The sequence below is a fragment of the Rummeliibacillus pycnus genome, assembly GCF_050459865.1.
GTDB classification, from domain to species: domain Bacteria; phylum Bacillota; class Bacilli; order Bacillales_A; family Planococcaceae; genus Rummeliibacillus; species Rummeliibacillus pycnus_B.
Genome location: NZ_JBCMNM010000016.1, coordinates 34,943 through 58,299, shown reverse-complemented (window position 1 = coordinate 58,299; position 23,357 = coordinate 34,943). Strand labels below are relative to the sequence as shown.

At 34.7% G+C, this 23,357-nt stretch carries 21 protein-coding genes and 1 riboswitch; of the genes, 12 read left to right on the top strand and 9 right to left on the bottom strand.

Features of this window, described 5'->3' with window-relative positions:
- Positions 1 to 395: 395 nt before the first annotated feature.
- Together ABE048_RS04080 and ABE048_RS04075 are read right to left on the bottom strand one after the other, a co-directional pair.
- The gene (locus tag ABE048_RS04080) at positions 396 to 1,223 is read right to left on the bottom strand and encodes an undecaprenyl-diphosphate phosphatase (RefSeq protein WP_430309305.1); all 828 of its coding nucleotides are present in this window, start codon (positions 1,221 to 1,223) and stop codon (positions 396 to 398) included.
- 101 nt (positions 1,224 to 1,324) lie between these two features.
- Entirely contained in the window at positions 1,325 to 2,416 is a 1,092-nt protein-coding gene (locus ABE048_RS04075) for a metallophosphoesterase (protein WP_430309304.1), read from the bottom strand.
- A gap of 194 nt (positions 2,417 to 2,610) precedes the next feature.
- On the opposite strand from ABE048_RS04075, the gene ABE048_RS04070 reads away from it, so the two are divergent.
- The 6 genes from ABE048_RS04070 to ABE048_RS04045 all read left to right on the top strand — a co-directional run bounded on the left by ABE048_RS04070 (position 2,611) and on the right by ABE048_RS04045 (position 7,668).
- Positions 2,611 to 2,967 carry an ABC transporter permease gene (locus ABE048_RS04070; protein WP_430309303.1) on the top strand — a complete coding sequence of 119 codons (357 nt, stop codon included), beginning with the start codon at positions 2,611 to 2,613 and terminating at the stop codon, positions 2,965 to 2,967.
- A gap of 15 nt (positions 2,968 to 2,982) precedes the next feature.
- Positions 2,983 to 3,639: a PspA/IM30 family protein gene (locus ABE048_RS04065; RefSeq protein ID WP_430309301.1), complete on the top strand. Its 657-nt coding sequence runs from the start codon at positions 2,983 to 2,985 to the stop codon at positions 3,637 to 3,639.
- Positions 3,640 to 3,852: 213 nt separating this feature from the next.
- The gene (gene liaF / locus ABE048_RS04060; protein WP_430309299.1) at positions 3,853 to 4,548 is read left to right on the top strand and encodes a cell wall-active antibiotics response protein LiaF; all 696 of its coding nucleotides are present in this window, start codon (positions 3,853 to 3,855) and stop codon (positions 4,546 to 4,548) included.
- Positions 4,545 to 5,594 carry a sensor histidine kinase gene (locus tag ABE048_RS04055; RefSeq protein ID WP_430309297.1) on the top strand — a complete coding sequence of 350 codons (1,050 nt, stop codon included), beginning with the start codon at positions 4,545 to 4,547 and terminating at the stop codon, positions 5,592 to 5,594. Before liaF ends, ABE048_RS04055 begins: the two co-directional genes overlap by 4 nt.
- Positions 5,572 to 6,207, top strand: a complete 636-nt coding sequence (locus ABE048_RS04050) for a response regulator (RefSeq protein WP_430309295.1) — start codon at positions 5,572 to 5,574, stop codon at positions 6,205 to 6,207. The genes ABE048_RS04055 and ABE048_RS04050 overlap by 23 nt, the downstream gene beginning before the upstream one ends.
- A 165-nt stretch (positions 6,208 to 6,372) precedes the next feature.
- Positions 6,373 to 7,668: a tetratricopeptide repeat protein gene (locus tag ABE048_RS04045; protein WP_430309293.1), complete on the top strand. Its 1,296-nt coding sequence runs from the start codon at positions 6,373 to 6,375 to the stop codon at positions 7,666 to 7,668.
- A 175-nt stretch (positions 7,669 to 7,843) separates the two neighbouring features.
- Here ABE048_RS04045 and ABE048_RS04040 read toward each other — a convergent pair whose 3' ends face one another.
- The 4 genes from ABE048_RS04040 to ABE048_RS04025 all read right to left on the bottom strand — a co-directional run bounded on the left by ABE048_RS04040 (position 7,844) and on the right by ABE048_RS04025 (position 11,978).
- Positions 7,844 to 10,042, bottom strand: a complete 2,199-nt coding sequence (locus ABE048_RS04040) for a histidine kinase dimerization/phospho-acceptor domain-containing protein (protein WP_430309291.1) — start codon at positions 10,040 to 10,042, stop codon at positions 7,844 to 7,846.
- A 1-nt stretch (position 10,043) separates the two neighbouring features.
- Positions 10,044 to 10,208 carry a hypothetical protein gene (locus ABE048_RS04035; protein ID WP_430309289.1) on the bottom strand — a complete coding sequence of 55 codons (165 nt, stop codon included), beginning with the start codon at positions 10,206 to 10,208 and terminating at the stop codon, positions 10,044 to 10,046.
- Positions 10,183 to 10,878 carry a response regulator transcription factor gene (locus ABE048_RS04030; protein ID WP_430309287.1) on the bottom strand — a complete coding sequence of 232 codons (696 nt, stop codon included), beginning with the start codon at positions 10,876 to 10,878 and terminating at the stop codon, positions 10,183 to 10,185. Before ABE048_RS04030 ends, ABE048_RS04035 begins: the two co-directional genes overlap by 26 nt.
- Positions 10,879 to 11,087: 209 nt before the next feature.
- Entirely contained in the window at positions 11,088 to 11,978 is an 891-nt protein-coding gene (locus ABE048_RS04025) for a DMT family transporter (protein ID WP_430309312.1), read from the bottom strand.
- A gap of 145 nt (positions 11,979 to 12,123) precedes the next feature.
- On the opposite strand from ABE048_RS04025, the gene ABE048_RS04020 reads away from it, so the two are divergent.
- Entirely contained in the window at positions 12,124 to 12,354 is a 231-nt protein-coding gene (locus ABE048_RS04020; RefSeq protein ID WP_430309285.1) for a DNA-binding protein, read from the top strand.
- 205 nt (positions 12,355 to 12,559) lie between these two features.
- On the opposite strand, the gene ABE048_RS04015 is transcribed toward ABE048_RS04020, so the two are convergent.
- Both ABE048_RS04015 and ABE048_RS04010 read right to left on the bottom strand, forming a co-directional pair.
- Positions 12,560 to 13,546 carry a homoserine dehydrogenase gene (locus tag ABE048_RS04015; protein ID WP_430309283.1) on the bottom strand — a complete coding sequence of 329 codons (987 nt, stop codon included), beginning with the start codon at positions 13,544 to 13,546 and terminating at the stop codon, positions 12,560 to 12,562.
- A gap of 409 nt (positions 13,547 to 13,955) precedes the next feature.
- A complete protein-coding gene (locus ABE048_RS04010; RefSeq protein ID WP_430309282.1) occupies positions 13,956 to 15,251 on the bottom strand; it encodes an O-acetylhomoserine aminocarboxypropyltransferase/cysteine synthase family protein in 1,296 nt (431 codons plus the stop codon).
- Between the two features lie 116 nt (positions 15,252 to 15,367).
- Positions 15,368 to 15,478: riboswitch (SAM riboswitch) on the bottom strand.
- A 321-nt stretch (positions 15,479 to 15,799) separates the two neighbouring features.
- Here ABE048_RS04010 and ABE048_RS04005 point away from each other — a divergent pair.
- Both ABE048_RS04005 and ABE048_RS04000 read left to right on the top strand, forming a co-directional pair.
- Positions 15,800 to 17,272 carry a DASS family sodium-coupled anion symporter gene (locus tag ABE048_RS04005; RefSeq protein WP_430309280.1) on the top strand — a complete coding sequence of 491 codons (1,473 nt, stop codon included), beginning with the start codon at positions 15,800 to 15,802 and terminating at the stop codon, positions 17,270 to 17,272.
- Positions 17,273 to 17,601: 329 nt separating this feature from the next.
- Positions 17,602 to 18,333 carry an NADPH-dependent oxidoreductase gene (locus tag ABE048_RS04000; protein WP_430309310.1) on the top strand — a complete coding sequence of 244 codons (732 nt, stop codon included), beginning with the start codon at positions 17,602 to 17,604 and terminating at the stop codon, positions 18,331 to 18,333.
- 153 nt (positions 18,334 to 18,486) lie between these two features.
- Here ABE048_RS04000 and ABE048_RS03995 read toward each other — a convergent pair whose 3' ends face one another.
- On the bottom strand, positions 18,487 to 20,175 hold the full coding sequence (locus tag ABE048_RS03995) for a hypothetical protein (RefSeq protein ID WP_430309278.1): 1,689 nt from the start codon (positions 20,173 to 20,175) through the stop codon (positions 18,487 to 18,489).
- 133 nt (positions 20,176 to 20,308) lie between these two features.
- Here ABE048_RS03995 and ABE048_RS03990 point away from each other — a divergent pair, with 133 nt between their 5' ends.
- From ABE048_RS03990 to ABE048_RS03980, 3 genes are read left to right on the top strand one after another with little or no spacing between them, the layout of a single operon-like run.
- Positions 20,309 to 20,962 carry a lysoplasmalogenase gene (locus ABE048_RS03990; RefSeq protein WP_430309276.1) on the top strand — a complete coding sequence of 218 codons (654 nt, stop codon included), beginning with the start codon at positions 20,309 to 20,311 and terminating at the stop codon, positions 20,960 to 20,962.
- 31 nt (positions 20,963 to 20,993) lie between these two features.
- Complete coding sequence (gene pepT, locus ABE048_RS03985; RefSeq protein ID WP_430309275.1) at positions 20,994 to 22,220, top strand: peptidase T; 1,227 nt, start codon at positions 20,994 to 20,996, stop codon at positions 22,218 to 22,220.
- A 27-nt stretch (positions 22,221 to 22,247) separates the two neighbouring features.
- On the top strand, positions 22,248 to 23,234 hold the full coding sequence (locus ABE048_RS03980; protein ID WP_430309274.1) for a DMT family transporter: 987 nt from the start codon (positions 22,248 to 22,250) through the stop codon (positions 23,232 to 23,234).
- Positions 23,235 to 23,357: the final 123 nt, after the last annotated feature.

Below are 23,357 nucleotides of genomic sequence, written 5' to 3'. Positions count from 1 at the left end.
ATAATTGGATATCATGAAATTTTTAAAGGCATTAAAAAAGTAAAAAAAGATGAAAATTTATAATAAGAATCTTGTACAGCTATCTTAATTGATGTGGAATTAGCGCAGACTCCTGCGGGAAAGCGAGACAGGTGAGACCCCGCAGAGAACGAAGTGAACGAGGAGGCTCAACGCTCGCCCGCGGAAAGCGAAGCTAATTCCGCATCATACAGAAACCAGATTAATACTATTAATATTTTTAGTTTATATAAATTTTGAATTTAGCATTATGAAATCGATTTAATTAGGCAAAAAAAGACCAAATCAGTATATGATTTGGTCTTAAAATTGGTAAGCTATTCTATTGTTTCTTAACGAATACTAAACCACGTACTATTAATAGCACCATCTTTTGATTACATAAATACAATAATCGCTAGTACGATTGCTAATACTATACGATAAATGGCAAATGGAACTAATTTTACTCTTGAAACTAATTTTAAGAAGAACTTAATTGAAATAAGCGCAAAGACAAATGCACTGATAAAGCCAGTTACATAGAAGCCCATGTCGCCAAAATTAATTTGATCCCAGTGTTTAAGAAGTGATAAAAGACTTGCACCTGCCATAATTGGTACTGCCATGATAAACGTGAAATCGGATGCTGTACGATGGTCTAAACCAAGTAATACCCCACCGGAAATAGTTGCACCAGAACGTGAAAAACCTGGCCATAATGATAAGCATTGAATTATGCCGATTTTAAAGGCTTGTGAATAGGATAAATCATCTAATGAAGTAACTTTCGGTCTCTTTGGTCCAAATTTATCTGCTATAATCATAAATATTGCTCCAACGAAAAGACTAAAGATAACGGGTTTAATACCAAATAAATGACTATCGATAAAATTCTCTAATAATACCCCTAATACACCTGCAGGAATTACGCCAATAATAACATGTAGTAAATTGAATCGATGATGTGGTTTTTGTCCTTCTATTTTATATAAACCGACAAGGCTCAGCATTCGTTTCCACATGACCACAACAACGGCTAGGATGGATCCTAACTGAATAACAATTTTAAATGTATTTGCAGAAGCTTCTCCTAAAAACTCTGGCGTTTTCAACCACATATCATCAACGATAATCATATGACCAGTAGATGAAACCGGAGCAAACTCTGTCATACCCTCTACAAAACCCAAAATAATGGATTTTAACAACTCTAAAAAGTCCATAGTATCTCCTTATTCTCTATTTATTTTTGAATGATTTCAACATTCATAGTAAAACTATCATAACATAATAGAAGGAGAAGCTATCTTAAAGTTTTATTAAATTAATCGTACAGTTCAACATCAATTACCCACATTTCACTTCTACTATTAGTGCGAATTGGAGGTCCCCAAAAACCGAATCCCGATGAAACAAGTATATGTGTCGTCTTTTTCAATAGATACCCATAATCAAGCTCAAACGTTTTTCTTGTAATCCATTGATTTGGCCACAATTGACCTAAATGGGTATGTCCAGAAAGGTGTACGTCTACCCCAAGTTCGACTGGCGTTTCTAAATCTGACGGGGTATGGTCCATAACAATCCAAGGTAATCGAGTATTCACCATTGTAGATAATTGTTGTAGAGATTTGCGACTTTTATTTGTTTTGTCTTCTCTTCCAGTAACATAAAACGAATCCGCTATACAAATTGTTTCATCTCGTAAAATTTGTACCCCTGATTTTTTCATTTCGTTTACAAAGGTAGGAATTGCTTTTCCATAGTATTCATGGTTTCCTAACACACCATAAATACCGTATGCAGCCGTTAATGTTTTCATGACTTCATCCATGTCGTATGCTTTATACCAATATGGATGATCATCTACAATATCTCCTACTAGAAAAACAATATCTGGTTTTTCAGCATTCGAACGCATAACAAATTTCTGTAAAAGATTTTTATTGGATAAGATACCAAGATGAAAATCAGAAGCAATAACCATTCTGAAGTTTTGAATTGTTTGATTCTGTTTTTTTATTTGTATTGTTTTCCTATGAACAACTGGAGAATAAGCCATATATGAACCAAATCCTATAATGGCTATGAATATAAATAAAATTATATAACCTACCCACAACATATGAAATGAAGGTACGAGCCATAACAATATGTTTGCAATCGGGAACAATAGAAGCCCGTACTCCATCAAAATCATCCAGTAACAACTAACTACTTTCGTTATTCTAAAACGTTCATTGAAATTACTAATGACAACACTATAAGCAAAGTACAACCATACAATCGAAAAAACAATTGGCATCTTTATATGAAAAGCTAATTCTAACCAATGGTAAACATTCCATCCAAGATAATAGACAATTGCATTATATAAAACGAAAAATACGAAACCTACTATCACTCTTCTTTTCATTATTGACATACCTCTTTTCGAGCCGATATTCATTTCCTGTAGACATTTTACAAATAAAACACCATTCACTTCAATTATAACCAGTCGTAGATGCTCTCAGTCTCAAGACCTAGATTAAAATCCACTTCCAGCCCGTTTGGACGAATCAAAATTCTGGGTATCATAAAGGTACAAACGAAGGGAGGAAATAACCAATGAAGAAATTTGGTTTATTCATCATAGGCGGAATCGCTGCCATTACAATTTTAAGTTCTTTAGGAGCTTTAGTAGGTTTAGCTATTTCAGCAGCAATTTTATTTGCAGGTATTCACTTCTATTTAAAAAGTAATTCTACTTTTTCAAAAGTTGTTTGGGCACTTGTTGCCATTGCTGGATTATTAACATCTACTGCAAATATTCCAGGTTTTATCGGCTTAGCTGCAATTGCGATTTTATGGTTCATCGTCCGTAAATGGAATGGCTCAGAAGATTATAGCAACTCTTTCTTTGCTCCAAAAAAGGATGACCCATTCACAAATTTTGAAAATCAATGGAAAGAACTAACAAAATAACAGGGGGTATCAACCATGGTCAACTTATTACAACGATTAAAATATACTATAGAGGCAGATCTTCATCATTTGTTCGATAAGAAAGAAGAAAAAAATCCAATAGCGATGTTAAATCAATATGTCCGCGAAGCAGAAAAACAAACAGAAGAAACAGGTAAATGGTTAGAAAGACAAGGCCAACTGAAACAAAAGCTTGAAAAAGAACTTGAAGAAACAATGGAAATGCATGACAAACGTTCAAAACAATTAGAACTTGCAAAATTAAGTGGTGAACAAGATTTAATTAGTTTTGCAGAACAAGAAATTCAAACATATACACAACGCAGTATTGTTTTAAGAGATAGTATCGATAAGACTACTGAAGAACTATTTGGTCTTGAACGTAAATATGAAGAAATGAAACACAAGATTAAAGATATGAAAGTCCGTCAATTGCAACTGATGGGAAAAGAAAATGTAGTTCGTGCACATAACCAAATGGATCACATCCTAAATCCAGAGTCTACTAGCAATAGTAATAAAAGACTTAATTCATTTGATGAAATGGAAAACTATATTGAACGTCTTGGTCAAAAAATCGACCGTGAGCATGAGGTAACTTCTATGGAAGAACGTCTAGCACTACTTGAAAAACAAGCAACAAAAAAAGAGACGCCAGAATTACTACAATAGCTAGACTTCCACAGGACTATCGTTATACTAAAAAAGAGAAGGATGTCCTTCTCTTTTTCTCATTTATTGTTTGGCTTTGTTATGGAATTTAATTTTAATTGAGCGAAAAAAGACGACTACTATGGGAAAACAAACCAGACGAGACCTACAGCGAAAAATTAATATATCCTTAATTTAGTTAAACAAAGCCTATTTTTTAAAAGGAGGCCACCAATGACTCATTTTTCAACAAACAAACTGACAACGCTTGCGATTTCTGCTTTCTTGCTTATTTTTATAGAATCTACATTCTTTGATAATGGCAGTTTCATGTTTGCGATTATGGGTGCTTTTTTCATATATATAAGCATACGTAAAAGACGGAAATGGCTTTTTTGGGTCGGCGTATTTTGTGTAGCGATTACACTCATGTCCATGTGGAGCTTACGAATTATCGTAGTAACTACTTTAATTTATGTGTTATGGCAAATGAAAAAAGGTGATCCGATTCAGATTTCATTTGCAAAGCCCGTATCTCAAAAAACAGTTGGTCAACCGATTAAAAACCATTTTTTTTCATTTCAAAGTACGCCATTACAATCTTATGAGTGGCAAGATGTGCATATTCAAAGTCTTGTAGGTGATTTGCATATTGATACTACCCAAACCGTATTACCAAAGGGAACTTCGCTTATTTCCATTCGCCAAGGATTTGGAAAAGTTCGGATTATTGTCCCTTATGAAGTACCTGTTCGTCTTCATTACAATACTTTTGTTGGTGATGCAAAATGTTTTGGAACGACTTTCCCACGCATTTGGCACGATACCCTTACACTTCGTGATGGTTATGAACATATTGAAGAAGCAAGTTCCGAACTAATTATTACCGTTTCAACATTTTTGGGAGATGTTGAGGTGATTCGCCAATGACCAAATTTTTGACACGAGCGATTAGCTTTTTCTTCTTTGAAATGATTATTCTAACTACGATTTTCTTTATCCTATATGGTTCAAACTTTGCCAATTGGGAAATTCTATGGACGACCAATTATTGGAATTTACCAATTGCTATTTTATTCATTATCTTACTTTTCATTTTCAGCATTTGTATCTCTTCTTGGAGTTTGCTATTAGTACAGCAAAAAGAGCGACAATTCGAGCAAGCTTTACAAAATGTCTTAAAAAATGACATTATTCCACATGAAACATTTGAAGTAAATGCTAGTTTGCAAAAGTCATTAATAGACACTAAGGAATTAATCAGTACACAGCGTAAAAGCCTGCAAAAGCTAACAAATGATAAAGCGGTTAATCAAGACCAAATCATTCAAGAGCAGATTATTCAGGAAAGACAACGTTTAGCAAGAGAACTTCATGATTCTGTCTCGCAACAATTATTTGCTGCTTCTATGCTTCTTTCAACAGTTAATGAAACGGCATCTGAGGATTTACCTAATCATACAAAAACTACGCTCACACAAACTGAACAAATTGTTCAACAAGCGCAGCTTGAAATGAGAGCACTATTACTTCACCTTCGCCCTGTTGCCTTAAAAAATAAATCATTGTCACAAGGTATGGAAGATCTATTAGTTGAATTACAGCAAAAGGTAGCCTTTACGATTAAATATCGATTGGAAAAAGTCCATCTATCCAAAGGGGCTGAGGATCATTTATTCCGAATTGCACAAGAAACCTTATCTAATACATTAAGACATGCAAAGGCAACAGAATTAGAGTTATTACTTGTCGAACGAAATGAGCGTGTAATCTTTCGAGTACAAGATAATGGTATTGGCTTTAATAAAATCAATGAAAAAACAGGTTCCTATGGATTACACAATATTGAAGAACGCGCCGTTGAAATCGGAGGAACATGTAAAATCGTATCTGTTCCATCACAAGGTACAGTAGTTGAAATCCAAATTCCAATTGAAAAGGAGCTTTTAAAAAATGATTCAGATTCTATTAGCTGATGATCATGAAATGGTGCGTATTGGCGTTTCTGCATACTTACGAGCACAACCTGATATGACAGTTGTTGCAGAGGCCTCAAACGGTAAGGAAGCTGTTGATCTAGCGCTAAAACATCGCCCAGATATTATTTTAATGGATATGGTAATGCCAATTATGACTGGCGCTGAAGCAACAGAAGCAATTATTAAACAGTGGCCAGAAGCGAAAATAATGATTGTCACTAGCTTTTTAGATGATGACAAGGTATATCCCGCTCTAGAAGCTGGAGCAATCAGCTATCTTCTAAAAACAACAAATGCCAAGCAAATTGCTGAAGCCATTCGAAGTACATATGGTGGCCAGCCTATTTTAGAGCCAGAAGTAACAAATAAGATGATGCAACGAATGCGTCACAAAAATAAGCCACTTCATGAGGATTTAACAGAACGTGAACATGAAATTCTTTTATTAATGGCTCAGGGAAAAGCAAATCAAGATATTGCAGACGAACTGTTTATCGCATTAAAGACGGTCAAAACCCATGTAAGTAATATTCTCTCCAAATTGGAAGTACAAGATCGTACTCAAGCCGTTGTTTATGCATTCAATCATCAACTAGTTCCTATTAAATAGGGAAAAACCACTCAAAAATGGGTGGTTTTTCCCTATTTCTTCCTTTAATTGATAATAATTTCGCAAATTTGTAAATAGTTTGCCTAAAATCCACCTTTCTACCGATTCAAATTCCTTTATAATCATGTAATAATTCTAAATAGTACAAAATTCGAAAGGACTATTATGAAAAATATTGGATATATCATAAAATCTGAACGCCTTAAACAACAAATAACGCAAAAAGCATTGGCCCAAGATATTTGTTCTACTTCTTATCTAAGCAAAATTGAAAGTGGCAAACAAATTCCACAAGATGAAGTGAAGAACGCTTTAATTAAACGATTACATATTAATTTAGATTGTTATATTGACGTAGATGAAGAACAATTTATGGAAGATAGCTATAATGTAATGAAAAAAGTCATGTTAAAGAATGATCCATCCGAAATAAAACAAACAATAGAACATTATCAGTCCATGAATTTAGAATTCAGCAAAGTAGAAAATTTTTACTCCTTTAATTTAAGTCTATTCCGAATGTTATTATTATCTGACGAACCTCTAGAAAAAATTGATACACTACTAAACGCTTTTAAGACAATGGAAGAAAACTTAAATGATCGACAAATGTTTTTCTATTACACGAATTGTTATTTATATTGCCATCGTTCCAAAAAATATAAAACTGGATTGTCTTTTCTTGAAAAGGCTGGATTATTACTTCAGAAAATTCAGCTAATTAAAGATGAAAAAGCTGAATATTACCTTATGCTAAGCACTGTATATCATAAGCTCTATCGAACATTTAATGCGATTGAGTATGCAAAGCAAGCTTTAACTCTATATACCGAATTGGGTTATCATCAACAAATAGTTAACTGTTATATTAGATTAGGGCTATCTCATATGCAAAATGGCCATTATAATTATGCTCTCGAAATCTTCGATAATTGCTATGATTTGTGTACTAAATATAATTTAGAGGGAAATTATGGTCTCATCTATCAAAATTTAGGATTCTTATATGCTTTAGAAGGCGATTCCAGAGGAGCTATTTCTTATTACAGAAAAAGTTTAGCTGTCAAAAAAGATCCAATGCGTATTCTTATCACCATCCATTCTATGGTCAAAGAATATTCCAAGCTAAATAATTCGACGAGTGTCGAGACATGGTGCCAAAAAGGTTTACAACTGATAGAAGATTATTCCATAGAAGAACCCGCAAAAGAATACATCTATCATTTTAATATTTACAAAATAATACATCATCTAAATAATTTTGATGAAAGCCTCATCGTTAACGCTATTGATTTCTTCCGACTAACACAAGACTTCAAAAACGTATATAAATATACTACATTGCTTGGCAATTTATTATGTGAACAAAATGAATATATAAAAGCATGTTATTATTTCCAACTGGCTACTGAGGCAATGTGTGCCATGAAAAATATTAAATCATGGGAAGATTTATCTTAATTTACTAAAAAATAAAATAGAGCTGTTTAAAGTAGTACTCGAAAGAAAAAACGTAAGAATGTTGGATATAACTTTATCCATTCTTACGTTTCCGCTTTTTATTTTCAGCAAAATTTTCCTTTTAGGATTGAGCTTTAATGGTTGACTTGTAACAATAACCTATTACTCTTGATATTTATACAACAGGAACATTAACAATTACCTTAAACAAATCCCCATCTACAGTGATATCCATGCTACCATTATGCATATCGACAATAGATTGTGCTATGGCTAAACCTAAACCTGATCCGTCTGTATGGCGAGATGTATCTGCACGTTTAAAGCGTTCATATAACTCCTCTACATTTTGGTCTCCTAGCTCATATTTCGTTATATTTTTGATTACAAATTGTGCATGTTGGTCTACTTTGTCCAATGAAATATAGACACGCGTTCCTTCTAGTGTGTATTTTAATGCATTGATGATTAGATTATCCAATACACGCCACCATTTTTGACCATCAACATATGCTATTAACTGCTCATCTGTTATATGAACTCGGAAATCCATTGCAGCTTTTTCCATGTCTTCTTCATGTTCACCAAGAGCTTGTTGCAGTAGCTGATTTAAATTTACCTTTTGCTTTTGTAATTCTATATTACCTGAAGCCATTTTTGAAACTTCAAACAAATCCTCAATCAGCGTTTTTAATCGCTGTGATTTTTTATCTAAAATCGCTACATAGCTATTACGCTCATCTTCTGTTAAATCTGGATTTTTTAATAGATCAGTATACGTAATAATAGAAGTTAGTGGTGTTCTTAAATCATGGCTTACATTTGTGATCAGCTCCGTTTTTAAACGTTCACTTTTTGCCTGCTCTGATAAAGAAGTGCGAACCCCTTCGCGCAAACGATTTAAATTAGCAGCATGTTTAGCAAAAACCGATTTACCTCGAACTTTAATCTCGCTGTTTAATCGTCCTTCTGCCATATCCTCTGTTTGCTTCATGATTTTATTTAAATAGCCCATACGCAATAAGAAAATAAGAACAGCAGGTAAAGCAATTGTAAAGAATAATAAGATATAGATTAGCAATAATCCTCCATTATAAACTGCCCCTACAATCCCTAATCCCGATAAAAAAACAATAACTAGAAGAGCTATTGATTGTAATCCAATACTCATAGATAAAAACAAATTTCTAAGATTCTGTGCAACATGTAAACTAACGGACTTTTTATAAGCTCTTAAACGTTTTTCTTCAGTTTTCATATCTTCTATCAAGAACATCAACTGCATCAAAACAAACCACACTAATAGATATAGCACTAGAATGCCAACAATTAGAACAGCTATAAATGAAAATATATTCGTAAAACTTGCAAGTGTTAGATGATCAGATAAGATAAATAAATCAATTATGATACCCCAACCAATGACAAGAAGACATATTACTCTTACATCAATCGGCCATTTTCGTATAGTGCGTAGTATTGGAGTTTCCTCTTTCACTTCTAATTTCAAAGGTCTATAGAAAAATAATGCAATGATTGATAATAAACTTAAAACCCATGTAAACACTAATAATCTTTGATGGTACTTAAAATCTTTATATTCATGATAGAGTTCCGAATTCATAAATGCTGACTTGGTGATGCGGATTTCTCCTGAATATTGATGCTTTGTATTCGGTACTAAATCTGTTATATAAAATGAAATTTTATTATCATCTACATTTGAACTATAAGTATTGTCAATCGTAGAAGTGTACAATCCATTTTGGTTTTTATTGTATTTACGCGTGTAAACAGCATCGCCTTGTAAATAATTCCCTGAAGTAAACGTTTGACCTGTTTTTAAATCAGTTAATTCATAGGAAAAATAATCATAGTTATTTAGAAATTCTTGTTTTCGTCCCTCTAAACTTTTTTCATACTGATCTATTTCTTCTTCCTTTATCTTCACAATTTTATCAAATACATAGTCATCATCTTCAAAGTTCTTTGTAATATCTTTTATCTTTTTGTCTCGTTCTGTGATGAGGGCTTTTTCAACTGATGTTGCTTTTGCATTTTTCGCCTCTTCTATTTTGTATTTATATTGCTCATTGATATTGGCAATTTGTTCACTTAAGCTACCATAATAATTTCGGTATTCCTCAATTTCCGAGCTTGTCACTCGAACATTCTTTTTTGCTTGTGCTGCATCTAATGGATTTAGAACAAGAGGTCCAATTCTATCGGTAAAATTATAATAGTATGTTTGAAAAGAATCGGATTCAAAAAAGTTTTTTCCAAAATATTGATTACCATACTCTAAAAGAGTAAATCCTCCAATCAGAATCATACAGATTAAGGAGAGTAATACGGTGTTTTTAGATTTTCTCATGTTACACTCCCCCAATCGCACGTGTTAGTTGTGCAAATGTCTTTGCAAAACTAAAATCCATCGTATGGAAAATAAAGGTTAAGCAATAAAGTAAACTACATAATGCCATAATGAGTGCGATTAAAGACCAAATGAATGCACTATGCTTTTTCAATTTTGTAACCAATTCCCCACACCACCTTTAAGTATCTTGGATTCTTTGAATCCACTTCGATTTTTTCTCTTATTTTCCGTATGTGTACGGCCACGATATTATCCGCATTGTATGCTGGTTCATTCCATACGCGCTCATAGATTTCTGAAATAGAGAAGACTCGCCCGGCATTTTTTAATAGAAGTTCTATAATGTTATATTCGATTTTCGTTAACTTAATCGGTTCGCCATCTAGCGATACTTCCTTTGCATCTTGGTCTAGTGATAGTCCTCCTACCATGACTTTCCCTTGTTGCTCATTGTACGTCCCTAATTTCACATATCGTCGTAACTGGGATTTCACTCGAGCCATCAGTTCTAACGGATGGAATGGCTTTGTTACATAGTCATCTGCTCCAACCGATAATCCATGGATTTTGTCTGAATCCTCTACTTTAGCGCTTAGCATAATAATAGGGATATTACGTTCTTCTCGAATTTTAAATGTTGTTTGAATACCATCTAGTTTTGGCATCATAATATCCAAGATAATTAAATGCACTTCATGCTCCATTAACTGTTCAAGTGCTTCTACGCCATTCGAAGCTTTTAAGACGTTATAGCCTTCGTTTTTTAAATAGATTTCAATGCCATCTCGAATATCTTGATCGTCATCTGTTACTAATATTGTATACGACGACATCTTCATACCTCATTTCTTTGTTTTTCTTTATGTATATAATTTTATAGACCAAATCTTAAAAAGTAGTGATTAAAAAAATGAAGAAATTCTTAAGATTTTTTATTTAGTTATTCATATTTTACAGGATTACACTGTTTTTTTCAGAAAGTTATCCACAAAAAAACTGTTTTAAAAGCCTTCATCGACTTCTAAAACAGTTTATCCACAAATTATTCTATACTAGCCTCCATTTGTGAAATACTTTTTGTTCGTCCACCAAATGTAATCACAATGATTCCTCCAAGCAACATTGCCACACCAATCCAAGAAGCAACGCTTAAATATTCACCAACTAAGAATACACCGAGCAAAGCCGCAGTTAACGGCTCACCCAAAGATAACGTTACAGCAGATGATGAAGGAATCTTTTGTAAGCCTGTTAAGAATAATACATACGCAATACTTGTTCCGAATACGCCCATAAACAATAGTGGTGGCCAATTTGCACTTTGCGTCACCCAATCAAGCCCCAAGATTAATGCAATTGGTAATAATAACAATCCACACATTGAGAATGTCATTGCCACTGCAGGTAAAGCTTCTTCTTTATCCATTAACGACTTACTCACATGTGTATAAGTCGCAAATGCAATTCCTGCACATAACGCTAGACCAATGCCTAATGGATTGACTGTTGCTTCTCCTTTATTCACAAAAAGAAGTACACAACCAACGATTGCTAATACTGTTGCCATCCCCCATTTGCGAGTTGGTCTCTTTTTAAAATATAGCCATTCAATCAACCCAGCGAATATAGGAGAACTACCAATCGTCACAACAGTACCAATGGCTACCCCTGTTAAGCGTACAGATGTAAAAAATAAAGGCTGGAAAAGAGCCATTGAAAGTGCTGCATAAAATGTAAATTTCCAAGACCAATGGCGAAATTGGATTTTCTTCAACGCAATTGCAAAAATCAGCAGCACTCCCCCACCGATTCCTGAACGCATTGTTGCTATGGTTAAAGGCTGTATACCATCTGTTAAAAATGTTTGCGTTGTACCAACTGTTCCCCAGAGAATAGCAGCCAATAACACAAGAACATACGGTAAAATATTCATCATCCCCATCCCCTTCTACACCACAATATAATAATTCCGGATTTAGATAAATATTCCTTTATTATCATTAAAATATATCCTATATTCTGAAAGTTGAGGATAAACTTTTCTTCTATTATAATGATGCAAAAGGAGGCCTAACGCTATGTACAAAACAGTTGCGGATACAGCTAAGGAAATTTCTATGCCGGAACATCAAGTGATGCGTTATGTTTTAGAAGGCCGCATTCGTGCCGTTCATGACGGTCAACAATTTTTAATTAGTAGTGATCAATTCGATCGATACCACGAGCAGCTTGAAAGAATAAAAGAAGAAATTGAAATATGGAAAAACACGCCGATTCCTGAAGATATTGATATTAAAGACGAAGACTAATAAAACAAATCGGGCATCTATATACAACATTAGTTGTTTATAGACGCCCTTTCTATTTCATCTTTGTAACTGGATACTATTGATTTTATCCCGCTTCACGTAACCATATATAAGTGCATAATAATAATTCCTTTTAAATCTCAAAAGGGATTTTTTACATATTCTTAAGTATAAATAAATGAAAAACTTATGAATTATTAACGACTTAAATTGATACGACTGCAGGTGCTTTTACTAGCATATTGGCATAGTCTTCAACCATCACACTTGCAGTTGGGAACATTCCTGCACCTGGACCAACTAATGTAAGTGTGCCGATATAGTTTGTATCTAATGCTACTGCATTGTTTACACCTTCGATAGAATATAATGGATGCTCTGAATCAATTAATTGTGGACCTACTGTTGCAATGATTTTGCCAGTTGCTTCATCACGACGAACATCCGCTACATGGCGATAACGTAAACCTTTTTCTTTCGCATCTTCCACTTGTTCAGCTGTGATACTCGTAATACCATGAACATCTACATCGTCCCAGTTTGGTTGTTCTCCGAATGCCAATGCACTTAAAATCATGAGTTTTCGGAATGGATCTTGACCTGAAATATCATGATATGGATCAGCTTCTGCATAACCTAATCGTTGAGCATCTTGTAATGCTTCATCGAATGGCATTCCTTCACTACGCATTTGAGTAAGAATATAATTTGAAGTACCATTTAAGATTCCTTGAATATGATTTACTTGGTTCACACGTAGGATGTTTTGCATTGTTTTTATAACGGGTACCCCACCAGCTACAGTAGCCTCGTAACCGACCTGTACACCATATTGTTTCGCTTTTTCTTGTAATGATAAACCGTATTTTGAGAACATAATTTTATTTGCTGTAATAACGTTAACGCCTTTTTCAATTGCTTGAGATAAATATTTGAATGCAGGTTCTTCGCCAACGATTGCTTCAAAAACAACTTCTAAGTTAGGAATTGCTAAAATATCTTCGAAATTGTCCGTAAGTAATTCTTTTGGAGCATGTGGACGTGGTTTGTTCACATTACTTACAAGAATTTTAGCGACTTCAATATCTACACCTAAAGTATTTTTAAATTGCTTTCGCTTCTCATTGACAATACGATAAATACCTTGACCAACTGTGCCAAAACCTAGAATTGCCACCTTCACTGTTGTCATATAACTCGCCTCCAAATTTTTTCTTCCCTATATTTATAATTGCGTACTATCATATATCTTACGCATTTCATGTACTTTTTAAATGTGATGGACAGGTAACCCTGTACACCTTAAAAAATTCTAAATTATTGAACTTATTGATGATTTTAGACTACATACGGATATATTACAAGAAAAATCTCTCCAGGAAGGACAAATGTTTTTTTAGGGAGGTCACGAAAATCGCTTACATCGTTGGTTTGATGGAATTTACTAAATTTCAAAATACATAAAAATTCCCCGTTCCTTTCGAGAAAAGAAAAGAGTGATCGCTATAAATGCGTCACCCTTCCATATCATTCTTACCCGAGAATTTTTTTCCTATATTAAAGGCAAATCAAGATCCCTTCTTGAGTGAAGGTTCAGTTAATTATTTTGCAGGTGTCGGAGTGTTCACTTTTGTAAATGCTGCTTCTAATGCTTCAATAATATCTTCGGCTGCTTCTAAGCCTATTGAAAGACGTACTAATTCTTCTGGAACTCCAGCTTTTACTAGTTCTTCTGTATTCATTTGTTGATGTGTTGTAGATGCAGGATGAATGATTAATGAACGAGCATCTCCTACATTTGCTACATGGCAGAACAATTCAATATTATCGATTAGCTGACGACCTGCCTCTCGACCACCTTTGATACCAAATGTAAGTACTGAGCCGTAACCATTTTTTAAGTATTTATTTGCATTAGCAGCAAATTCACTATCTTCGAATCCATTGTAATGCACCCATTCTACTTGGTCATTTCCTTGAAGATATTCTGCTACCTTTCGAGCGTTTTCATTATGATATGGAACACGTAAATGTAGTGTTTCTAACCCTTGTAGTAAATTGAATGCTGCGTCAGCGCTAAGTGTTGGACCAAAGTCACGTAATAATTGGACACGTAGACGCGTTGCAAATGCTGCATTTGCAGTATCAATACCATAACGTAAACCATGGTAAGATTCATCTGGCTCTGTATAATCAGGGAATTTGCCACGAGTCCAATCAAATTTTCCAGCATCGACTACTACACCAGCAATTGTTGTGCCATGACCACCAATCCATTTCGTTGCAGAATGTACAACGATATCTGCACCAAATTCAATTGGATTGCAACCTACAGGTGAAGCAAATGTGTTATCGATAATTAATGGAATTTCATGTTTGTGTGCAATTTCAGCTAATGCTTCAATATCCACTATTGAAAGACTTGGATTACCAATGGTCTCAGCATAAATAGCCTTTGTATTTTCTTGTATTGCTGCTTCAAATTCTGCATTATTTTTTTCATCAACAAATGTTGTTGTAATGCCATAGCGGGGCAATGTGTTCGCAAATAGATTATAAGTACCACCATAAATACTAGCTGCTGAGACAATATGATCGCCTGCACGAGCGATATTTAAAATTGAAAATGCAATAGCTGCCATCCCTGAAGACAAGGCAACTGCTGCTGTACCTCCTTCAAGTAATGCGATACGTTTTTCGAAAACATCAACGGTTGGATTCATAATACGAGAATAGATATTGCCGCTTTCTTCTAGTGCAAATAATTTACGTGCGTGTTCAGAATCGTTAAATTTATAAGCTGTTGTGCGATAAATAGGTACTGCTATCGCTCCAGTTGTTGGATCAGGTGTTTGACCACCACGTACTGCTAAAGTCTCTTTACGTAATTCTGTCATTTTAATTCCTCCTAAAAGTTAAATGTTTAGATGGAAAACGGAGGTGTGTAAAAGAGTTTTTATAAAAATAAAAACCCTTCTTCACGTAAGAAGAGGGGTTAATTAGCATTATCCTCCCCTTATCTTTCAGATTCGATTTGAACCTGTAGGAATTAGCACCGTAGCAAGTGTTACTTACTGGTTGCTGGGCATCGTAGGGCCTTTCCCTCCGCCGCTCTTGATAAAGGTTATTTGATTATGTTCCATCTTGTTGACTAAGTATAGAAGATTCCTAGAATAAATGTCAATGTTTTTTTCTGAATTTTTAATTATTTTAATAAAGGAATTTATCTGTTTCATTTTTTGGCAAAAAAAATGAATACAACATTTTCTCTTTTTCAACTAAACTTTCTTACTTGGTAAAAACATTTCTACAGCTGTATAAAAGAGAAAAAATATTTACTATATAAATAAAATACATTCTCTCATTTTCCTTTTTTCGTCATATTTTATGCATTCCCTCTGTTTCTTTTACCTTATAATGGAAGCAAAAGAAAGGGATGATAATAATGGATGAAGCTAAAAAGAAAAGAAATCTAAAGCCATTGTGGATTGGTCTTGCATTTACTGTACTAATTGTTATTACATTTTGGCCAAACAGCGGAAACCTTCCTATAGCTGGGCAACGAAGTTTAGCTATTCTTGGATTTGCCATTATTTTATGGGTAACAGAGGCTGTTTCTTATCCAGTTAGTGCTACTATGATTATCGCCATCACAGCCATATCCATTGGTTTAGCACCAACACTTGAAGATCCTTCGTTAGAGTATGGTACTACAGCTGCCTTGAAGATGGCTTTAGGTGGATTCAGTAATTCTGCTGTTGCACTAGTTGCCGCTGCTCTATTTTTAGCAGTTGCTATGCAGGCAACTAATTTGCATAAACGACTTGCCTTATGGATTTTATCGCTGGTCGGTACTAAAACAAAAAGTATTGTTTTTGGGGCAATTATTGTTTCGATTATTTTAGCATTTTTTGTACCAAGCGCTACCGCTAGGGCAGGAGCAGTTATACCAATCTTACTTGGGATGGTCGCTGCATTTGGTCTTCCAAAAGATAGTAAGCTTGCAGCATTATTAGTCATTACCTCTGTACAAGCTGTCTCTATTTGGAATGTTGGCATAAAAACAGCTGCAGCGCAAAATATGGTAGCTTTAAGCTTTATCAACAAAGAGTTTAATGTAGATGTATCCTGGAGCGAATGGTTTATGTATGCTGCTCCATTCTCTATTATTATGTCTATACTATTATTCTTTGTAATGATTCATTTAATTAAACCTGAGACTCAAAAAATTGAAGGCGGAAAAGCGTTAATTCAATCACAATTAAAAGAACTTGGACCTATTAAAGCAGCTGAAATTCGTTTAATTATCATCTCATTAATTTTATTATTCTTTTGGGCAACAGAAGGTAAATTACATCCATTTGATACAACAACAGTCACTATTATTGCGATAGCCATTTTATTAACGCCTAAAATTGGTGTTTTCGATTGGAAACAAGTAGAGAGATTAATTCCTTGGGGAACAATTATCGTTTTTGCAGTAGGTATTTCACTTGGCACGGTGTTACTAGATACACAAGGGGCTCAATGGTTATCTATGAAGGTATTTGGTTCACTTGGCTTAGAACATATGCCAATTTTAGCAACGATTGCCTTAGTATCAGCGTTTACCATCCTAATTCATCTTGGTTTTGCCAGTGCAACGAGTCTATCTTCTGCTCTGATTCCCATCTTTATCGCATTGACAACAACAATTAATATTGATGCGAATAATATTGGATTTGTTATCATCCAACAATTTGTTATTAGCTTCGGTTTCTTACTACCAGTAAGTGCTCCACAAAATATGCTTGCATACGGAACAGGTGCGTTTACAGTAAAAGATTTCTTAAAATCAGGTATACCACTTACAGTCGTAGGTTATTTACTGATTCTATTGTTCAGCGCTACTTATTGGAAATGGATTGGGTTACTTTAAGATATCGACTGATGATTTTGAAACGAACGAATAGCATGAAAAAAGCGAGAAAGTCTTACAAAACTTTCTCGCTTTTTTAGGAGGACAGTGAAAAAGTTAACTATATCGATTTCCGTTTCAGGCGGACGCTTTCCGCGGGCACGGCCTCAGCCTTCGCCCGTGGATAGCGAAGCTGATTCCACTTCAGATACTAGTGGAATAATAATTTGAAAATGAGTAATAAAATAGTTTTTCAGGATCCTCAAGATAAAGCGGTATTAGTAGCTACTTTCAATAAAATCCCTTATGATGAAAAAGATACTTACATATTAAAGGAGCTGAATTTCATTATGGTGAAAGAACTATTACGTAGTCATACATCTGTCCGAAAATATACAGGTGAAACAATTCCAAAAGAAGTCGTGAGAGATTTAATTGAAACGGCTCAAATGGCTGCATCCTCACACTTTATCCAAGCTTATAGTGTTATTTGGGTTACAGATAAAGAGAAGCAACAAAAACTTGGCGAACTATCCAATAATGCTTTCCAATTCCAAACTGCAGGAGCCGCTTTCTTATTCTGCGTAGACTTTAAACGCTTGCAAGTAGCTGGTAAAAAACAAGGTGTTGAAATTGTAGCCGACTCTGCTGAAAATGTCCTTGCAGGTGTGGCAGATGTATCTCTATTTGCACAAAACTTTGTTATTGCAGCAGAAGCAGAAGGCTATGGTATTTGCTATATTGGCGGTGCACGTAATAAACCAGAGGAAATTAGCGAATTATTCAATTTACCGGATTATGTCTTCCCATTATTCGCGATGACAATTGGTAAACCTACGAAACGTAATGAAACAAAACCTCGTCTTCCATTAGATGCTGTACTGCACGAAAATGGTTACGATGTAGAAAAATACGATCAACTATTAGATGAATACGATGCTACATTGGAAAAATATTATGCGAGTCGTTCTTCAAATCAAAAAATGGCCAATTGGACAAAACAAATGGCTGACTTCTTAATCGAACAGCGTCGTCCATTTATAAAAGAATTCTTAGCCAATAAAGGATTCACTTGGAAATAACAAATAAATATAAGGAAACTGTTCTACCTAAAAACGCAGTAGAAGGCACGTTCTCTTATGCTTCACTCGAAATCACTTTTTTGTAAAAAAAGAGCCGATGAAAAATTTTCATCGGCTCTTTTCTTTATAGTGCTTATCTAGACTAATGTGAAACTATTTCTCTTCGATACCCTTAATCGTAATTTCTTTAACAGGTAAGAATACATCGTTTGAGATTAAATATTTTACTTCTACTTGATCCCCTTCTTTTAGGTATACTGCAAGAGGCGCTGATTCAGAGCTGACAATATAGTTTTCTTTATTGTCTAATAAGAATGAAATGGTTGTGTAATCGCCATTCTTCTCTTTGTAAACACGAACCACTTTACCTTTAGCTGTTTTTTCTTCATTTGAAGAACTACCATTTAAAGAGCTATTTCCTGATCGATTAATAATTGTTTTATATTGTCTTAACGCTTCGTTTGGCGTTGCGGCAGAAACAGAGAGTTCTGGATTCGCTGCTGAAACGATGGAATAGTTTTGCAAGAATCCATTTGAATCAAGTACCGGTACTAACCAACTTGCTTCACCATAGAAATTATAAATAATCGGCATAGAAGCTTCCCATTTCTTCTCGATGAATTTTTTCTCAATAATTTGGATTGCACCTTGAGAATCCATATATGCTTCATCTTTATTGCCTGAATAGTAAGTAGCTTGGCCTGTTCGGGCATTTGTCAATGAATAACCAAGCATTGAATCTACTCCCTCTTTAGGACTTGTGAAATCTGTGAAGTAATACATTGTACCGTTTTCATCAAATACTGGGCTAACATTTGCTTCTGTCCCTTCATCAGAAGGAAGCTTCACGTCTTTTTTACCGATTATGCTATTCCAATAACCGTGAACATATTTACCAAAATATTCATTTTGACGGCTAACGGCTTCAGGAGAAATCGCACCGTCGATGAATGCAGGTACATCCTTTAATGCATACGTTTTGGAATCACCTGTTTTTGCATCAATCATAACAATCCCTTTAGGATCAAAGCCATTACGGCCTGAGATAAACTCACCATAAGTACGGATATAATATGGCTTTCCTTCATCATCAACTTCTAATTGAGCATCACCATAGAAAATTTCTTTTGTATTTGCTAATCGCATATGACGTTCCACATTATTATTTAAATAAGCTGAAGTTGTGTAAATCATCGGTGATTTCACAAATTTTGGATTGTCCGATGAATTTGTTGCACTCATCATTAAATAACCTGGTGACTCTTTCCCCTTCATCCATTTAAAGAAATCAGAGAATTCTACTGGTGCAATATAAACATATTCACCATTTACTTTTTGAATTTGAAGATTACCTAATTCGAAATAACTTGTGTTTGGTACTTGGCTAAATGCTTTTTTCATTTTATTACGCGCAAATTTTGGCGGAACGCTCGCAGGAGTTTTTGTGTCATCAAAAGCCTTGATTTCAACCTTTTTTGTCATTTCAGCAGATTGGTACTTTTGATTGGCATTAAAAAGTGGCGCAGATAAAAGATAAACCCCAAAAACTAAACTTGCTATAGCTATTATTCCTTTAATCTTTCTTTCAATTCCATTAGATAATAGTGCACCAATTAAAGCAATAACAAGGAGTTCTAGCCACAATTGAGACCAGTTTTGATCTACCTTTGTTATATAAAAGACAATTGCGGTAATAGCAAAAATAAGTATAAACATTGCAATACCGAATTGTATTTTAAATTTTGTCTTAATATCACCATCAGACGTTTTACTTGTAAACGGCACCATTAGAAATGTCGCTACAATTGCAATAATCGCTGACATGATAAAAGTCGTTGTCATAGTTACTCATCCTCTCTCATATTAGAATACGAATGACTTGATAGAAAGTTTCGTAGAATTTTGCTCTTGAATGATAATTCGAATTAAAATGGGTATAAATGTATTGAAAAATTTATGTAAAGGAAGTGTATCTATGAAAAGGCTACACCTTATTGCACTTGTTATTTTCTTTTCAATTCTTTATATCTTCTTTATACCTGAACAACCTTTTTTATTGAAAATTTCATTCAAAATTATCCCTATGATCTTGATGATACTTTTCGTTTATTTACATCATGATTCGAACAATCCAGCATTTTCAAAGTGGCTCCTTTTAGGGCTTTTCTTCTGCATGCTAGGAGATGCCACCCTTCACTGGTTTTTACTGGGTCTATCTTTCTTTTTATTAGGTCATATCTGCTACATTGTCGCATTTTCCAAGGTAAAAGTGAAAACAATAAATGCCTATATTGCTATTTTATTATTGGCTTACGGCATGTTGATGGTTGCATGGATTTCCGGAAATATTTTTAGAACAGGTAATTATGTACTCGGTATAGCCGTTTGCTGCTATATTGCAGTCATTTTAACGATGGGATGGTCTGCTTTGCAAACGTATTCACCCATTCTAATTCTTGGCGCACTTTCATTTATTTTCTCAGACTCTATCTTAGCTTTGGATACGTTTATAACAGATATACCAATGGCTCATGTTCTTATTATGACTAGTTACTATAGTGCACAACTTTTCTTTACAATGAGCACGCTAAAATATTCCGTAGCTCGAAAGAAAGTGTTAGAATTATGACAATGCTTTAAATATAAGGAGGATTCTAACAATGAAAGAAACAGTAATTGAACGATTAGTTCGCTACACTAAAATTGATACTCAATCTAACGAAGCAAGCGAAACAACACCTTCTACTAAAAAACAATGGGATTTACTTCGTGTATTAGAAACTGAATTAAAAGAAATTGGTATGGAAGAAATAGAAGTGGACGAAAATGGCTATTTATTTGCAACTTTGTCTACAAACTCTGATAAAGAATTGCCAACAATCGGATTTTTAGCTCATGTTGATACAGCAACTGACTATACAGGTACAAATGTAAATCCACAACGCCATGACAATTATGATGGTGGCGATATCCAACTAAATGATGACGTTGTCCTATCTCCAAAGAATTCACCAGAATTAGCTAACTACGTAGGTCAAACATTAATTACAACGGATGGTACTACTTTACTTGGTGCAGATGACAAAGCAGGGATTGTAGAAATCATTACTGCAATGGAATACTTAATTCAACACCCAGAAGTAAAACATGGCAAAATCCGTGTAGGCTTTACTCCGGATGAAGAAATTGGTCGTGGACCTCATAAATTTGATGTAGAACGATTCAATGCCGATTATGCATACACAATGGATGGTGGCCCACTAGGGGAACTTCAATACGAAAGCTTTAATGCTGCAGGTACTAAAGTAACAACTCATGGCATTAGTGTTCACCCTGGTTCTGCAAAAGGTAAAATGGTTAATGCTATTACAATGGCCATCAAATTCCAAGAAATGATGCCAAAAGAGGCTGTTCCAGAATTAACAGAAGACCATGAAGGATTTATCCACCTTATGAACTTCAATGGTGAAATTGAAAAGGCTACTCTTTCATACATTATTCGAGATCATGATCGCGAGGCCTTCGAAGCAAAAAAAGCATTAATGAAAGAAGCAGAACAAGCACTTAAAGCGGAATTTGGCGAAGATGCAATTACAGTAGATATTAAGGATCAATATTACAATATGGCAGAAAAAATTCTTCCTGTTAAAGAAATTGTTGATATTGCTCAAAATGCTATGGAGAAATTAAATATTAAGCCTTTAATTTTACCAATTCGTGGCGGTACAGATGGTTCTCAACTTTCATATATGGGACTTCCAACGCCTAATATCTTCGCTGGTGGCGAAAATATGCATGGTAAGTATGAATATGTTTCAGCTGAAACAATGGTTAAAGCGACTGAAGTTATCATAGAAATCGTTCAATTGTTTGAGCAAAAAGCATAGTTGGTGAATCGATAGGCAGGTGACATTGTGAAAGAAATTGCACTTGGTGTATTGGCATCGTTATTCTTTGCTGTAACATTTATTTTGAATCACTCGATGGAATTAGAAGGTGGAAGCTGGTTATGGAGTTCGTCTTTGCGCTACTTCTTCATGCTTCCCTTTTTACTAATTATCGTTGCATCGCGTAAAGGTCTTTCCGCTGTAACGCATGAGATTAAGGTACAACCAAAAGCATGGCTAATATGGAGTTTTGTAGGTTTTGTACTGTTTTATGCCCCACTTACTTTTGCTGCTGCATATGGTCCTGGTTGGCTCGTATCCGGGACATGGCAATTCACAATTGTAGTAGGTGTGTTGCTTGCACCGTTCTTTGTTCAGTATGAAGATGGTAAAGATATTCGGCAAAAAATACCGCTCGTTTCATTACTGATTTCGAGTATTATTTTAGTAGGCATTATTTTAATACAAATTCCAAGTGCAAAAAACATTTCCTTAGAAAGCTTACTATTAGGTATATTCCCAGTAGTCATCGCAGCATTTGCGTATCCACTTGGGAACCGTAAAATGATGGATGTATGTGACGGTCGTCTAAATACATTCCAGCGTGTACTTGGTATGACAATTGCCTCAATGCCTGCTTGGATTATCATAGCAATTTATGCACTGGCAACTGTTGGCCTTCCATCAGTTAGCCAGATGATTCAATCATTAATTGTTGGTATAAGCTCTGGTGTTATTGCTACTGTGCTATTCTTTATCGCAACAGATCGCGTCCATAATGACCAGGGGAAACTTGCTGCTGTAGAGGCAACACAGTCCACTGAAATTCTTTTTGTTATCATAGGTGAAATGTTATTATTAGGCATCCCACTACCAAAACCACTTGCACTATTTGGTATAGCCATTATTATTGTCGGTATGTCACTACATAGCTATTACACTATGTTACAGAAGAAAAAAAGTAGTGTTATTATGCAAGTTCAACAAACGACAGAATGGAAGAATAATAATTAATAGATGGTTCCAAGAATCAGTATTCGACGCTGATTTTTGGGACTTTTTATTTTTTTAAAGGCTATTCATAAGGTATTCCATCAAACTTGGACATAGAGCTATTAAAATAAAAAAACGATAAGA